17 protein-coding genes are annotated in these 15130 nt (G+C 70.7%); 8 read left to right on the top strand and 9 right to left on the bottom strand.

Annotated elements, in window-relative coordinates:
- Window positions 1-53: 53 nt before the first annotated feature.
- Together OG966_RS06400 and OG966_RS06395 are read right to left on the bottom strand one after the other, a co-directional pair.
- Window positions 54-563 carry a DinB family protein gene (locus OG966_RS06400; RefSeq protein ID WP_326648455.1) on the bottom strand — a complete coding sequence of 170 codons (510 nt, stop codon included), beginning with the start codon at window positions 561-563 and terminating at the stop codon, window positions 54-56.
- Between the two features lie 41 nt (window positions 564-604).
- Entirely contained in the window at window positions 605-1198 is a 594-nt protein-coding gene (locus OG966_RS06395; RefSeq protein WP_326648454.1) for a TetR/AcrR family transcriptional regulator, read from the bottom strand.
- Between the two features lie 114 nt (window positions 1199-1312).
- On the opposite strand from OG966_RS06395, the gene OG966_RS06390 reads away from it, so the two are divergent.
- Window positions 1313-2548: an FAD-dependent monooxygenase gene (locus OG966_RS06390; RefSeq protein ID WP_326648453.1), complete on the top strand. Its 1236-nt coding sequence runs from the start codon at window positions 1313-1315 to the stop codon at window positions 2546-2548.
- On the top strand, window positions 2545-3450 hold the full coding sequence (locus OG966_RS06385; protein WP_326648452.1) for a Gfo/Idh/MocA family protein: 906 nt from the start codon (window positions 2545-2547) through the stop codon (window positions 3448-3450). The genes OG966_RS06390 and OG966_RS06385 overlap by 4 nt, the downstream gene beginning before the upstream one ends.
- Here OG966_RS06385 and lnt read toward each other — a convergent pair.
- A complete protein-coding gene (gene lnt / locus OG966_RS06380; protein ID WP_326648451.1) occupies window positions 3374-5011 on the bottom strand; it encodes an apolipoprotein N-acyltransferase in 1638 nt (545 codons plus the stop codon). The two genes, OG966_RS06385 and lnt, sit on opposite strands and share 77 nt — an antisense overlap.
- Window positions 5012-5105: 94 nt before the next feature.
- Entirely contained in the window at window positions 5106-5564 is a 459-nt protein-coding gene (locus OG966_RS06375) for a nuclear transport factor 2 family protein (RefSeq protein ID WP_326648450.1), read from the bottom strand.
- A 408-nt stretch (window positions 5565-5972) separates the two neighbouring features.
- Here OG966_RS06375 and OG966_RS06370 point away from each other — a divergent pair, with 408 nt between their 5' ends.
- A complete protein-coding gene (locus OG966_RS06370) occupies window positions 5973-6596 on the top strand; it encodes a flavin reductase family protein (protein ID WP_326648449.1) in 624 nt (207 codons plus the stop codon).
- Between the two features lie 18 nt (window positions 6597-6614).
- Here the strand turns inward: OG966_RS06370 and OG966_RS06365 are convergent, their stop codons facing one another.
- From OG966_RS06365 to OG966_RS06345, 5 genes are all read right to left on the bottom strand, one after another.
- On the bottom strand, window positions 6615-7772 hold the full coding sequence (locus OG966_RS06365; protein WP_326648448.1) for a methyltransferase: 1158 nt from the start codon (window positions 7770-7772) through the stop codon (window positions 6615-6617).
- Between the two features lie 28 nt (window positions 7773-7800).
- Entirely contained in the window at window positions 7801-8016 is a 216-nt protein-coding gene (locus OG966_RS06360) for a hypothetical protein (protein WP_326648447.1), read from the bottom strand.
- Between the two features lie 66 nt (window positions 8017-8082).
- On the bottom strand, window positions 8083-8256 hold the full coding sequence (locus OG966_RS06355; protein WP_326648446.1) for a hypothetical protein: 174 nt from the start codon (window positions 8254-8256) through the stop codon (window positions 8083-8085).
- Window positions 8257-8309: 53 nt separating this feature from the next.
- Window positions 8310-9185 carry an undecaprenyl-diphosphate phosphatase gene (locus OG966_RS06350; RefSeq protein ID WP_326648445.1) on the bottom strand — a complete coding sequence of 292 codons (876 nt, stop codon included), beginning with the start codon at window positions 9183-9185 and terminating at the stop codon, window positions 8310-8312.
- A gap of 137 nt (window positions 9186-9322) precedes the next feature.
- Window positions 9323-10102 (bottom strand): TVP38/TMEM64 family protein, encoded by a 780-nt coding sequence (locus tag OG966_RS06345; RefSeq protein WP_326648444.1) that lies wholly within the window; start codon window positions 10100-10102, stop codon window positions 9323-9325.
- Between the two features lie 49 nt (window positions 10103-10151).
- Between OG966_RS06345 and OG966_RS06340 the strand changes: the two genes are divergently transcribed.
- The 5 genes from OG966_RS06340 (at window position 10152) to OG966_RS06320 (ending at window position 15070) form a co-directional block, all read left to right on the top strand.
- Window positions 10152-10850: a DNA alkylation repair protein gene (locus OG966_RS06340; protein ID WP_326648443.1), complete on the top strand. Its 699-nt coding sequence runs from the start codon at window positions 10152-10154 to the stop codon at window positions 10848-10850.
- A gap of 277 nt (window positions 10851-11127) precedes the next feature.
- Window positions 11128-12297, top strand: coding sequence for an elongation factor Tu (gene tuf, locus OG966_RS06335; RefSeq protein WP_326648442.1), 1170 nt, complete (start codon window positions 11128-11130; stop codon window positions 12295-12297).
- Window positions 12298-12467: 170 nt separating this feature from the next.
- Window positions 12468-13313 carry a spermidine synthase gene (locus OG966_RS06330; protein WP_326648441.1) on the top strand — a complete coding sequence of 282 codons (846 nt, stop codon included), beginning with the start codon at window positions 12468-12470 and terminating at the stop codon, window positions 13311-13313.
- A 578-nt stretch (window positions 13314-13891) separates the two neighbouring features.
- The gene (locus OG966_RS06325; RefSeq protein WP_326648440.1) at window positions 13892-14821 is read left to right on the top strand and encodes a trypsin-like serine peptidase; all 930 of its coding nucleotides are present in this window, start codon (window positions 13892-13894) and stop codon (window positions 14819-14821) included.
- Between the two features lie 21 nt (window positions 14822-14842).
- Window positions 14843-15070, top strand: a complete 228-nt coding sequence (locus OG966_RS06320) for a hypothetical protein (RefSeq protein ID WP_326648439.1) — start codon at window positions 14843-14845, stop codon at window positions 15068-15070.
- The last annotated feature ends 60 nt before the right edge of the window (window positions 15071-15130 follow it).

Genomic DNA, 15130 nt, shown 5'->3' with positions numbered 1-15130 from the left:
TGTGGTCCGCACGGGTGACGGCGGTCAGTGCGGTCGTACGCCGTCGGTCGGCGTCATTCGCCGGTCGCGCCGTCGATCCGCTCGCGGACGAGGTCGGCGTGTCCGTTGTGGCGCGCGTACTCCTCGATCATGTGCGTCATGATCCACCGCAGGTTGAAGGTCTCCCCGCTGCGGTGCTTGCCCGTACCCACATCGTCGAGCGTCCGGGACGCGGCAAGCTCACGGGCCCGTGCGATCTCGGCCTGCCAGGTCGCGTACGCCTCGGCGTAGGTGTCCTGCTCCGTGACGTGGAAGTCGCCGTCCCGGTCGTCGTTGGAGTAGAGGTACTCGGCACCCTCCCCGGCCAGGATGTTGCGGAACCAGCCCCGCTCGACCTCCGCCATGTGCCGTACGAGTCCGAGCAGTGAGATCTCGGAGGGCGGCACGGACAGCTGCCGCAGCTGCTCGTCGTTCAGCCCGGCGCACTTCACTTCCAAGGTCCCGCGGTGGTAGTCGAGCCAGCCCTCCAGCATGTCGCGCTCGCCCGCGGTGGTGGAAGGTTCGGTGCGTTCAGGTGTCGTCATGGCGGTCATCCTGAACCACCGGACCTCGTGCCGCCACGGGTTTATCCGCCGAGCATCCCGCGCAGCAGCTCTCGGAATCCGGTGCGCAACTCCGCCGGTTCCGGGACGGCCGCGTGGTGCGACCCCGCCGCGCAGGAGAACATCAGCCCCTCGCACCAGGCCGTCAACGACAGTGCGTGGCGCTCCGGTTCGGCGGAGCCTGCCGCGGCCATCAGTGCTGTGAGCTGCTCGCGGAACTGCCTGCCGGTCGCGTCGTAGAACTCTCGCAACTCAGGCCGGCGTGTGGCCTCGAGGGCCAGTTCGTAGCGGGCGACGAGCAGTTCGCGATGGCGGGTCAGATAGCGGTGGAGCGCGAGTGCGAGCGCGTCGGGCAGGCCGTCCGTTCCGCCGTCCGGTACCGGCGGCCCGTCCGGGGTCAGGACGGCCGCCTCACGCTCCGCCAGCCGCCGTACCGCGGCCTCGAGGAGCGCCTGCCGGGTGCGTGCGTAGTTGGACGTCGAGCCCTGCGGGAGCCCGGCGGCCCCGTCCACCGCCCGGTGGGTGAGGCCGCGCATCCCGCGCTCGGCGAGCAGTCCCAGCGCGGCGTCGGCGATCAGTTCGGCACGGGAGGTGCTCGTGGTGGTGCGTGCGGCCATGAGCTCAACCTACCCCTTCGACTACAGCTGTAGTACGGTGTAGGACACTACAGGTGTAGTTAGCGCATCAGCCGTCACGTGCGTCATGCGCCTCAAACGCATCGAGGAGGAGCCGTGCCCGGACCGCGAGCCGTCGTCATCGGAAGCGGAATCGGTGGACTGACCGCCGCCGTGGCCCTGCGTCTGAGCGGCTGGCAGGTCACCGTCCTGGAGCGCGCCGCATCCCTGGAACCGGTCGGCGCCGGTATCGGCCTGGCCCCCAACGCCCAGCGCGCCCTCGATGTCATCGGCCTCGGCGACGACATCCGCGACCTGGCCGCCTGGCAGGGCGACGGAGGCATGTTCGGTCCGGGCGGCCGCCGGCTGTCGCGTACGAACAGCGCCGCCGCGGCCGAACGCTTCGGCGGACCCCTGGTCCTGGTCCACCGCGCCACCCTGATCGACCGGCTCACTGCCCGGCTGCCCGCCGACGCCGTGCGCACCGACAGCCCCGCCGCGCTCGCCGACCCGGGAGTCGCCGGCGGCCGCCCCGCCCGGGTCACCACTGCAGGCCAAGAGATCGAGGCCGACCTGGTCATCGGTGCCGAGGGCATCAACTCCGCCGTGCGCCGTCTTCTGTTCCCGGGGCACCCCGGACCCTCCTACTCCGGACTCACCACCTGGCGAGTGGTCGTCCCCGCGCCCGGCCTGCCCTTCGAACCCCACGAGACCTGGGGACCCGGCGCGCTCTGGGGCACCCAGCCGCTCAAGGACGGCCGGATCTACGCGTACGCGGCGGCCGTGGCCCGCGCCGGAGCCCGCGCGGCCGACAACGAGCAGGCCGAGCTGCTGCGCCGCTTCGGCTCCTGGCACGACCCCATCCCCGCGATCATCTCGGCCGCCGAACCCGGCCTCGTACTGCGCCACGATGTCCACCACCTCATCGAGCCGTTGCCCGCCTTCCACCGGGGCCGCACCGTGCTCCTGGGCGACGCCGCCCACGCCATGGCCCCCACGCTCGGTCAGGGCGGCAACCAGGCCATCGAGGACGGCATCGTCCTCGCCCACCACGCGGCGCCCGACGGCGACTTGGCCGCCGGCCTCGCCGCCTACAGCGCCGAACGGCTGCCGCGCACCACCGCCGTCGTCCGCAAGTCCGCCCGGATCGCCCGGCTGGTGTCCCTGACCAGCCCCCCGGCCGTCGCGGTGCGCAACACCCTGATGTCCACGGTCTCCCGGCTCGGCCCCGGCCTCGTCCTGCGGACCTTCGACGGCATCGCCGACTGGCGGCCGCCGCAGCGCACGTATGCTGCCGGAGCACAGGACGCAGCAGAAGGACAATCGGCACAGCGCCAAGGGAGGCCCCTGTGAAGGTCGGCTGCATCGGGCTCGGCGACATCGCGCAGAAGGCCTATCTGCCGGTGCTCACCACTCTGCCCGGGGTCGAACTGCACCTGCAGACCCGCACTCCGGCCACCCTGGCACGGGTCGCCGATACCCATCACATCCCCGCCGAGCGGCGCCACACAGACCTCGGCTCCCTCCTCGCCGCGGGCCTGGACGCCGCCTTCGTGCACGCTCCGACCTCCGCGCACGCCGAGATCGTCACCCGGCTCCTGGAGGCGGGAGTGGCGACGTACGTCGACAAGCCGCTCGCCTACGAACTGGCCGAATCGGAGCGGCTGGTGGGCCTCGCCGAGGAACGCGGCACCAGCCTGGCCGTGGGCTTCAACCGCCGTCTCGCGCCCGGCTACGCCCAGTGCCTGGAGCACCCGCGCGAGCTGATCCTGATGCAGAAGAACCGCGTCGGCCTCGCCGAGGACCCGCGCACCCTCGTCCTCGACGACTTCATCCACGTCGTCGACACCTTGCGTTTCCTGGTGCCGGGACCGGTCGACCACACCGACGTGAGGGCGCGGATCGTCGACGGGCTGATGCACCATGTCGTGCTGCAGCTGTCCGGCGACGGATTCACCGCGATCGGGACGATGAACCGTATGAGCGGCTCCACCGAGGAGATCCTCGAGGTGTCGGGACAGGACACCAAGCGGGAGGTCCGCAACCTCGCGGAGGTCGTCGACCACAAGGGTCAGCCGAGCGTACGGCGGCGCGGCGACTGGGTGCCCGTCGCCAGGCAGCGCGGCATCGAGCAGTCGGTGTTCTCCTTCCTCGACGCCGTGCGGGCCGGAAAGCTGCTCACCGCCCAGGATGCGCTGCGGACTCATGAGTTGTGTGAACAGGTGGTGCGGCAGTCCCTGGACCAGGCCGCCTGAAGGACCGCGTGCCCTCGACGGCGCACAGGGCCGCGAGGACGGCGAGCGCTCCGTAGACCGGCCAGTCGCCGAACCTGACGTACAGCGTCCTGCCGCCGGCCAGTGGGACGTCGTAGACGGCGCTGGTGCTGCTGTCCGTGCCGAGCGGCCGGCCGACCCGGCCGCCGCCGGGACCGTACACCGCACTGACACCGGTGAGCGTCGCGTGGACCATCGGACGCCCGCTCTCCGCCGCCCGGAGCGCCGCCAGCGAGGCGTGCTGCTCCGGCGCCCAACTCCCCTGGAACGACGAGGTTGCCGACTGTGCGATCAGCAGCTGCGCGCCGTCCCGGGTGAGCCGCCGGCTCATGTCGGGGAACGCCGACTCGAAGCAGACCAGGGGCCCGAGCCGCAGCCCGCTCTCACCGGCGCCCGGCAGCACCATCACCACCGGGCGGCTGCCGCGCAGCCGGTCCTCGCCCGCGGCCTTGCCCACCGAGGTCGCCCAGCCCAGGACCGCACGGGCCGGTATGTACTCACCGAAGGGGACGAGCCGCATCTTGTCGTAGCGGTCGCCCGTCGGGCCTTGGGGACCGACGAGGACCGAGCTCTTGAAGATTCCGGTCGGGCCGGAATCATCCTGACGCCGGGCGTCCACGTTGACCAGCACCTCGGCGCCGACGGTGCGTGAGAGAACGGCGATCCGTGCCGCGAGATCGGGCCGTTCGCGCAGATCCGCGCCGACACTGCTCTCGCCCCAGACGACCAGATCGACGTCCTGGCCCGCCAGTTGGCGGGTGAGCTCCTCGCTGCGGGCGAAGCGCCGGTCAGTGCTGCCGATGCCGTCGACGACCCCCGGCTGCACGACGGCGATCCGGGCCCGGCCCGACTGCTCGGGCTGCGGGACCCAGATCCAGGCCGCGGTTGTGGTGAGCGCGCAGATGACGCCTCCGCCCACTGCCGCGGTACGGGCCCGTGGTACCGCGACCAGCACGGTGAACGCCGTATTCACCGCGAGCACCAAAAGACTCACCAGCCACACGCCACCCACCGATGCGAGCCGTAGAGCAGGAGAGACCTCCCACTGACTGGCCCCGAGCAGACCCCAGGGGCCGCCCAAACCCTCCCAGGACCGGGCCAGTTCGATCATGAGCCAGCCCGAGGGGACAGCGGCGAGGGCGGCCGCTGCGCGGACCGGCGACGGCGACCCGCCGAGCAGCCGCCACACCAGCCACCCCCACGGCGCCCACATCAGCCCGAGCAGCGCCGCCAGCACTACGAGGAACACATGCAGGCTCGGCACCAGCCAGTGGTGCACGGCGATCATGAAACCGATGCCGCCCAGCCAGCCGTCGACCGCCGCACGGCGACCTGTGGGCGCGGACCGGACAAGGAGCATCCACGGCACCAGCGCGATATACGCGAACCACCACAGGGACGGCTCCGGGAAGGCAAGCACCGGCAGCGCCCCTGCCGCCACCGCGGCCGCGCCGCGCCACCAGGGAGACGACAGCTTCTGCCGCGGGCGCTCCCACCGATCGCGCCCATCGAACCGCTCCCGCCGGGCGGGCGGAATCCGCATGCCGCGCCTCCTCGTCCTGCCTGGAAGGGCCCGCGAGCAGTGTCCCCTCCAGTGTGCGGGAGCGGGACCGGCACCGACAGTGCGCCCTGGTGTGTCAGCTCCCCGCGGGTGCCCCGGTGGCCCGCCGCCACTTCTCGTGGATCACCACGGTGCGCAGCCGCCAGCCCGCGTCCGTACGCAGCAGGCTGAAGGCATACCGCCCGCCGGAGACGAAGTCGTCTCCCGACTCCAGCCGCATCGGGTTCACATAGTCCGCCTGCACCTCGGCACGGTCGCCCGGATAGCCGCCCAGGTCCTGGATGTGCAGCCGCCGGTTGACGATGAGGTGCTGGCGTACGGGAAAGAGCCGCATCGTCTCCGCCATCCAGTCCGCGACTTCGGCGGCCGGGCCCTCGATGCCGCCCGAGCTGCGGTAGTCAGCACGCCCTTCGTCTGCGAACAGAGCCCGGTAGGCGCCCCAGTCGGCATCGTCCACGGCCACCGCGTAACTGGTGATCAATTCATCGATGGTCAGCCGGTCCATCACGGTCGCGAGATCCACGCGCTGCGTCATCGGGTCAGTTTCGGGCAGCGCGGGCCCCACGCCAAGGGCTGTGCACGCCAGTCACCCGCACTTGGTCGGCAAACGGTCGATCTCGGTCGGTTCGGCGTCCGGGAAGCCGGGCGCGTCGAGGCCCCGCAGGGCCCGCAGCGGTTCCCGCCGTTCATCCGTGAGGACATCGGGGCCGGACAGCGTCCGGCGGCCATCCGTGAATCGGCCGGCACTCCGGTGAGACGAGGGTCCGTCAACTGCCGCTACGCGAAGGTCCGTCAACCGCCCCCCGCGCGAGCGGTCGGACGGCGACCAGGACGTTCCGGAGTGCCGGTCGTCCTCGGGGAGGTGAATCATCCGCCGTGCCCCGGCCACCGGCGGCCTCTCGCGGACCCGCGGATCGTGCGCGGCACCCGCCATACTGCCCACATGCGCATCGATTACGACCCCGCCCAGTGCGACCGCGACACCTTCTACCGGCTGCTCACCGCCACCGTCGTCCCGAGGCCGATCGCCTGGGTGTCCACCACGTCCGCCGAGGGAACCGACAACCTCGCCCCGCACTCCTTCTTCACCATCTCCTGCGTGTCGCCGCCCATCGTGCAGTTCACGTCGGTCGGCCGTAAGGACTCGCTGCGCAATATCGAGGACACCGGCGCCTTCGTGGTCAACTTCGCGCCCGAACCGCTCTTCGAGCAGATCAATGCGACAGCCACCGACTTCCCGCGCGGCATCAGCGAGTTCGACGCGGTCGGCGTCGCCCGTGAGGCGAGCCTGCGCGTGAAGCCGCCGCGTGTCGCGGCCTCGCCGGTGGCGCTCGAGTGCGAGCTGCACAGCACCGTACGGCTGGGCGACTCCACCGTCGTCTTCGGCCGGGTGGTGCACGCGGCGATCAGGGAGGAGGCCGTGGTGGACGGGCACCCGGAGGTGACGAGGCTCGCGCCGCTCACCCGGCTGGGCAAGAACGAGTGGGGCACGTTCGGCGGCGTACGTGAGATCGCCCGTGTCCCCTACAAGCAGTGGCAGGAGGACGAGGAGGACGCGGCCCGATGACCGGTCCCGCCGCGGCCGTCAGCGTTTGACCGCTCGCAGGACGACGAACTTCGGGTCGCTCGCGACGACTTCGCAGTTGCCGAAGAGGCGCCGCAGCTTCGCGTGGTAGCCGAGGTGGCGGTTGCCGACGACCCACAGCTCGCCTCCGGGACGCAGCACACGGCGCGATCCGCCGAACATCCGGCGGGCCGTCGCGTCCGTTGTCGCCTGGTGCGAGTGGAACGGCGGATTGTTCAGTACCAGGTCCACGGTCGCGTCCGGCACACCGGACAGCCCGTCGCCCACCACGAACTCCGCCTTGGCGTCCGAAGCGACGTTCTCCCGGTAGGTGGCCTCGGCCGAGGCCACCGCCGAGAACGATTCGTCGACGAACGTCACCGTGGCCTCCGGATTGGCCAGCGCGGCGGCCGTCCCGATCACGCCGTTGCCGCAGCCCAGATCCACAACCCGCTCGGTGCCGCGGCGCTCCGGCAGGCTGCGGAGGAAGAACCTCGTACCGATGTCGAGACGCTCGGCGCAGAAGATGCCCGCGTGGTTGGTGACGCTCCGGCCCGCGAGCGCGCCGACGTCGGCAGGCAGCGCATACCGCAGCGGCCAGGGGCTGGGGACCCGGGCGAGCTGCGGATCGGGCGTACAGAAGATCAGCCGCGCCTTCTTCACCGCCAGCGAGGTCCGCGTCGGACCGAGGATCCGCTCGAACAGCTTCAGTGTGGAGGTGTGGATCTCGGTGACCATCCCCGTACCGATGACGACGGTGTCCGGGTGGACGGCGGGCGCCAGACGGTGCAGCTGATCCTCCAGCAGCGCGAGACTCTTGGGCACCCGGATCAGCAGTACGTCGATCCGCTCCGGCGGCAGGTCCCTGACCGACGCCAGCCGCACCGCGTCCGCGTCGATCCCGTTGCGCGCCAGATTAGCCCGGGTCGCCTGCTGGCCGAGGAAGGAGTCGGTGATCTGTACGGGACTGTGCTCCGCCAGCGAGGTGACCAGGGCGCCCCACCGGTCGCCGACGACGACCACGGTGCCCGAGAGGTCCGCGGGCCCGGCGTCATCGATCCCCTCGAGCCGCCGGAGAAGGTACTCATCGGCGGCGGACCAGGCCCGGAGCTGGTCGCGAGGCTCCTCGGGGAAGCGGGCGAGGTCGAACCCGCCCCATGACGTCGTCAAACGGTTCATTGTGCGCTCAGGCTAGCCGAGTGATTGCTCAAGCCGCGTACCCCTGGTGCGCGCGGCCGCCGCGCCATTCGACAAGGTGCGGATCGTCGAGGATCATGTCCGCGTCCTCGAGTCCGGCCCGCCGCAGGAACTCGATGAGGTCCTTGTCGCTGTGCGCGAGACCGACGACTTCTCCGCGCACCGTCACACGCCGCCCGCCTCCGGGGGACGGCGGATCCACGACGATCGGTGCCTGCCAGGCCATGTCCCCAGAGTGCCCCGGAGCCGCCGGGACCGCAGGTCGAGGGGTGCGCGCGGTGCTCGTCCAAAGTCAGGCTGCGGGGTGGATGTCATCGAGCGCCACCGCGGCCCACTCCACCACGAGCGCCTCGTACTCCTGACGCCGGTCGTCGGGCAGCTCCCCGTCCGCCCACAGCTCACGGATCCGGGCGTTCAGCTCGGTGGCGGACAACACGGTTTCCGACGGGCGAGGAGAGGGGGACATGCCCACAAGGTACGGCCTCGGTACGACGGCCGTCTTCACCGCGACCGCAGGCGTCAACCGGCCGACTCACCCGCGTGCGGGCTCAGCGTGTCACTTCCGACCAGGATGAACAGCGCGATTCCCAGCAGGATGCGGTAGATCACGAACGGCATGAAGCTCTTCGTAGTGATGAACTTCATGAACCACGCGATCACCGCGTAGCCCACCGCGAAGGCAATGACCGTCGCGAAGATCGTCTGCGGCCAGGACACATGCCCGCCCTGGCTCGCGTCCTTCAGCTCGAAGACACCGGAGGCCAGGACGGCCGGGATGGCCAGCAGGAATGAATAGCGGGCCGCCGCCTCACGGGTGTAGCCCATCAGCAGACCGCCGCTGATCGTGGCGCCCGAGCGGGAGACGCCGGGGATCAGGGCCATCGCCTGGCAGAGGCCGTAGATCAGACCGTCCTTGACGCCCAGCTCCTGGAGTGTCTTGCGCTCCTTGGCGGCGCGGTGCTTGCCGCCCGCCTCGTCGCGGGCGGCCAGACGGTCGGCGATGCCGAGGACGATGCCCATCACGATCAGGGTCGTGGCGATCAGCCGCAGATCACGGAAGGGTCCCTCGATCTGGTCCTTGAAGGTGACGCCGAGCACACCGATCGGGATAGAGCCGACGATGACGAGCCAGCCCATCTGGGCGTCATGATCGCTGCGCATCGCCTTGTTCGTGAGCGAGCGTGACCAGGCGGAGACGATCCGGACGATGTCCTTGCGGAAGTAGATGAGAACGGCCGTCTCCGTGCCGATCTGGGTGATCGCCGTGAACGCCGCGCCCGGGTCCTGCCAGCCGGCGAACGCGGCGGTGAGTCGCAGATGTGCGCTGGAGGAGATCGGAAGGAACTCGGTCAGCCCCTGGACGAGCCCGAGGATGAATGATTCGAACCAAGACATCGAAAACTACGCCACCCAAGAAAAGATCACGGTCTGACGGCGCGTAGCGTTCCCGATCATGCGCCAGTTGTGAGGAGCGTAGCGTCCTTGGGTTATGGGCAGTGTGGCAGCCCCTGCGGGATTCGACGGACGGCACCTCAGCCGGCGCCCGGCCCCGTCCGCGGCGATGCTTCCAAGGCGGCGGCGCCCACGGCTCGGTGATCTTCGACGGGAGCGGCGCCGCGCAGCCCGTGCCGCTTGCGCCAGGCGACCACGGCAGCGCCCGCGCCGGTCAGCACGATGAAACCCATCGCGATCAGGAACGCCGGTGACGTCGGCGAACCCGCCCTGCTGCCCGCCACCACATACGCCGCCGTGTTCGGGACCGAGCCGAGGCCCGTCGCCAGCAGGAAGGCCATGCAGCCCATGCGGGACACGGCCGCGCAGTAGTTGGCAGCGGCGAACGGCACACCCGGAAAGAGTCTCAGCGCCAGCATCGAACGGAAGCCGTGCCGGCTCAGCTGAGTGTCGGCGGCCTTCAGCCAGCGGCCCCGCAGCAGCGGCCGCAGCGCGTCCTGGCCCAGCACCCGGCCGAGCGCGAACGCGATACCTGCCCCCAGCACCGTCCCCGCCAGCGCCGAGACAAAACCGGCCTGGGAGCCGAAGAGCGCTCCTGCCGCCAGGTTCAGCAGCGGCCTCGGTACGAACGCCGCGGTGCACGCCCCGTACGCGACACCGAACATCACCACCGCGGCGCCGCCGCTCAACTGCGGCGGCCAGCCTGCCGAGAGCAGCCGCTGCGGCTCGTACAGCACCACCGTCACCGCCGCCGCGGCCAGCACGGCGACGAGCAGCGACAGCCGCGACCACGGCGAGAACAGCGCCCTGGTACAGCGGATGGCGAGGCCGGAGGACGGCCTGGGGACGGGCTCGAGCATCCGGGGAGACTAACCGACACAGGGACCTGATCGCCGTAATGTGAGCCTCATGAGCCCGGCCGTCCCCCGCAGCGATCTCGCCGACACCGTCATGGAGCGGCTGACCGCGGTGTACCCGACCGGCGCTGACCCGACGCGGGCCGCGGAGGCCGCCGCCTATATGAAGGACATCGCGCCCCACCTCGGGATCTACACATCTGCCCGCCGCGCCCTCTCACGCACTGTCCTCCAAGGCACCCCGCGCCCCGACGAGGCGGACTGCACGGCGATCGCGCTGCGCTGCTGGGAGCTGCCCGAGCGGGAGTACCAGTACTTCGCCGTCGACTATCTGCGCCGGCATGTGGGGCGCTGCTCGTCCGGCTTCCTGCCGGTCGTTCGCCGGCTCGTCGTCGCCCTCTCCTGGTGGGACACCGTCGACGCGCTCGCCTCGCACGTCGTCGGCCCGCTGGTGAAAGCCGACACCGAGCTGAAGTCCGCCATGGACACCTGGATCGACGACGACAACCTGTGGGTCGCACGCACCGCGCTGCTGCACCAGCTCCGCTACAAGGACGCGACCGACACCGAGCGGCTCTTCCGCTACTGCCTGACCCGCGCCGACGACCCCGACTTCTTCATCCGCAAGGCGATCGGCTGGTGTCTGCGCGAGTACGCCAAGACCGATCCGGACGCGGTACGCGACTTCGTCGACGGCGCCCGCGACCGGCTTTCGCCGCTGTCCGTCCGGGAGGCCACGAAGCACCTGTGACCTGCTGAACTCCCGTACGAGGAAAACCATTCGACGCAGCCGCGGCCGTGAGCGAATATCAACGACATGTTCCGGTACGCCTTCCTCGCAGCGCCGTCCGCAGTCGCGGACGCGCCGAAGGCTGCCGCATTCCCCGCAGCGGCCGCGGCCGCTGTCGCAGCGCCCCTCGGCGGCGCCCGAAGCTGACCCTTCCCGGATCGTCCGGCGGACCCCGCAGGGGGAGGGTCGGCAAGGCCCAGGGGTTCCCATCACGCTTCGAGTTCCGAGGGAATCAGCCATGCCCAAGACGGCATACGTACGCACCAAGCCGCACCTCAACATCGGCACCATGGGCCACGTCGACCACGGCAAGACCACGCTGACCGCCGCCATCACCAAGGTCCTCGCCGAGCGCGGGACCGGCACCTTCGTGCCCTTCGACCGCATCGACCGGGCCCCGGAGGAGGCCCTGCGCGGTATCACCATCAACATCGCGCACGTCGAGTACGAGACCGACACCCGGCACTACGCGCATGTGGACATGCCAGGCCATGCCGACTACGTCAAGAACATGGTGACGGGAGCCGCCCAGCTGGACGGGGCGATCCTCGTCGTCTCCGCGCTCGACGGTGTCATGCCGCAGACCGCCGAGCATGTCCTGCTCGCCCGCCAGGTGGGCGTCGACCACATCGTCGTCGCCCTCAACAAGGCGGACGCGGGCGACGACGAGCTCACCGACCTGGTGGAGCTGGAGGTACGCGAGCTGCTGACGGCCAACGGCTACGGAGGTGACGCCGCACCGGTCGTCAGGGTCTCCGGGCTGAAGGCGCTGGAGGGCGACCCCCGCTGGACCGCCGCAGTCGAGGCGCTGCTCGACGCCGTCGACACCTATGTGCCGATGCCCGTCAGGTACACGGACGCGCCGTTCCTGCTCCCGGTGGAGAACGTCCTCACCATCACCGGGCGCGGCACGGTCGTCACCGGAGCCATCGAGCGCGGCACGGTCCGCGTCGGCGACCGCGTGCAGGTACTCGGCGCGGACACGGAGACGGTGGTCACCGGGTTGGAGACCTTCGGCAAGCCGATGGACTCCGCCGAGGCGGGCGACAATGTCGCGCTGCTGCTGCGCGGGGTGCCACGGGACGCGGTGCGCCGCGGCCATGTGGTGGCCGCGCCCGGCAGCGTCGTACCGAGTCGCCGGTTCACCGCGCAGGTGTACGTCCTGTCGGCGCGGGAAGGCGGCCGCAACACTCCGGTCTCCACCGGCTACCGGCCGCAGTTCTACATCCGCACGGCGGACGTCGTCGGCGACGTCGACCTCGGTGGGACGGCCGTCGCGCGCCCCGGCGACACGGTCACCATGACCGTCGAGCTGGGCCGTGACGTGCCGCTGGAGGCCGGGCTCGGCTTCGCGATCCGTGAGGGCGGCCGCACCGTCGGCGCCGGCACGGTGGTCGAGCTGGTCTGACCTGCCTGCCCGCCTCCCGTACCCCACGGGAGGCGGGTTCGGCGCTGTGCGCCGGACTGACCGGATGGGGGATACGGCCCCTGGGGGAGCTGGCGCTTGGCGCCCGCGCGGGGCCGGACCAGGCCGCGGGTGCGTCGGGGCATTCGCCGCGCTCTGAGCACAATGAGTGCGTGAACGAGCAGATACCCGTCATCCGCGAGGTCGACGGAGGCACCGCCAAGCTCATGCCCGATGTGGACCGGGAACGGGCCTGGCTGCTGACCGTCGACGGTGCGCCCCAGTCGTACGTCGATCTGGACGCGCCCACGCATCTGGAGTTCGAGTACGTACGGCGGCTCGCCCATATCGTCGACTCCGTCGCGGACGAGGGCGCTCCGCTCGATCTGCTCCACCTCGGAGGCGGGGCACTGACGCTGCCCCGCTATGTGGCCCGGCTCCGCCCCGGCTCGCGCCAGGACGTGGTGGAGGTGGACCGTGGGCTGCTGGCGCTGGTCGCCGAGCAGCTGCCTCTGCCGGACGGATCGGGCATCGAGGTGCACGGCGCGGACGCCCGCGCCTGGGTCGAAGCGGCTCCTGAGGACTCGGTGGATGTGCTGATCGCCGATGTCTTCGGCGGCTCCCGGGTTCCTGCCCATCTCACTTCGGTCGCGTACGCGCGGGCGGCGGAACGGGTGCTGAGGCCGGAGGGTATCTACGCCGCGAACCTCGCCGACGGCGCGCCCTTTGCCTTTCTCCGCTCCCAACTGGCCACCTTCGCCGCCGTGTTCGAGGAGCTCGCGCTGATCGCCGAACCTGCCGTACTGCGCGGCCGCCGCTTCGGCAACGCCGTGCTGATCGCCTCGCAGGCCCCGATCGACACGGCAGGCCTGGCCCGCCGCACCGCCTCCGACGCCTTCCCGGCCCGGGTCGAGCACGGACCGTCGCTGAGGCGGCTCATCGGGAACGCGACGGCGGTACGGGACGCGGATGCGGTGGCCTCACCCGAGCCGCCCGACGGCGCCTTCAGTATCGGCTGAGAGCCTCCGGGTGGCCGCGGCACGGCGCGGCCGTGCCTGCGGCGATGGCCAATTGAGTGGCACAAGGTCGAATAGCCACGGGGCTGCTGAAACAGCCGCGCGTCACCTGAATCGCTCGCCGGGGAAGTGTCTCGCTTTCCGGTGGAGTTGAAGGCATTCTGCGCCCCCTCGGCCGCCGCGCCCGGCGGCGCATCACGGAAATTCCCACTGTGCTACTGGATTTCACAAGGTGCCGCGAAGGCCGGAGAGAGCCGCCCCGCCCCGCCTGCCGACGCCAGGGCTCCGTACGTCACCCCCACTCGTCAACTCCCCGCACACAAATACTTGGCAATCAAGCGGTGCATCCGGACTGACCGAAATGCGCGGCGCGATTGCGAATAGCGGAGGGACTGATTTCGGACTGTCTCGGGGGCAGTTGACAGACCTACGGTCGCAACTGCTCCGCGTATTGACCGGTGAATTCCGGCAATGCGCGTCCGAATCGACCTTTGGGGGTTTCACCCGTGCGCAGTCTGAGACACGCACTTCTGCCGTTGGCCACTGCCGCATTGCTGGCATTGGTCGGGGCGGGTCCCACCATGGCGGAACCCGCCCCCACCGGGCCCGGATCCGCCGCGGTCCCCGCCGGAGCCGCGACCACCACCACCTCCACCCCGCGGCTCGCAGGAGGTGCGCCGGTCGACTCGCCGGCCGCCGCCGCGGCACTGGCCCGCTACTGGACACCGGAGCGGATGAGAACAGCCATCTCGCTCGACCGGACAGCCGGGTTGCCGCGCGCCGCCGAGAGCAAGGCGGGACCCACCGGAAAGCCGGGATCGACCGCGCCCGCCCGTGGGCGGTCGGACACGGTCAGGCCGCTGATCAACGAATCCGCCGCGGTGGGCAAGGTGTTCTTCACCAACCCCAGCAACGGACTCAACTACACCTGCTCCGCCAGTGCCCTCAACAGCGCCTCCAAGCAGATGCTGATCACCGCCGGGCACTGCGTACACGGCGGCAGCGGCGGCACTTGGATGACAAACTGGACGTATGCGCCGCGCTACCGCTCCGGTGCCCGCCCCTTCGGCACCTTCGCCGCCAAGCAGTTCCGCACCTTCAACTCCTGGATCAGCAGCAGCGACCTCGGCCGGGACGTGGCGATGGTGACCACCTGGCCGCTCAACGGCAACAAGATCGTCAATGTCACCGGCGGTCACGGACTGAGCTGGAACTATTCGCGCACCCAGGCCGTGACCGTGATGGGCTACCCGGGCAACCGCGACGGCGGCGAGCTCCAGTGGGCCTGCACGGGCACGACGCGAGCGGTCAGCGACGGCCGCATCGAACTCCAGTGTGACTTCGGAGGTGGATCGAGCGGCGGCCCGTGGCTGCGGGAGTTCAACGACTCCAACGGTCTGGGGTATGTCAACGGAGCGATGAGCACGCTCGCCACAGGCGGCTGGAACCGGAGTTCGTACTTCGATGACGCGGTCAAGGCGATGTTCGACGCCCAGGGCGGCGTCACCTGACAACCCGACGGGAGCAGTCCGATGCGTCGCAGTAGCTTGAGCCGATGGGGCACCGCCCTCGTCCTGCTCGCCGCTGTCGTGGCGGCGGCCGCATGGCGTAGCGCGGCGGCCGCCCAGGCCCCCAGGCCGAAGCCGGACTCCGGGACCACCAGCAGCGATGTGCGGCAGAGCCCCGACGAGGTGCGGGACTACTGGACGCCGGAACGGACGAAGGAGGCCCGGCCCGCACCGATGCCGGAGGACGGCTGAGGACGGCGTTGCCGGACCGGTAGGGCCGGGGCGGGCGCGGGTGGTGCGGGCAAGTCACGT

Source organism: Streptomyces sp. NBC_01750 (genome assembly GCF_035918095.1).
In the GTDB taxonomy this organism is placed as follows: Bacteria; Actinomycetota; Actinomycetes; order Streptomycetales; family Streptomycetaceae; genus Streptomyces.
This window is presented reverse-complemented; position numbering and strand designations above follow the sequence as displayed.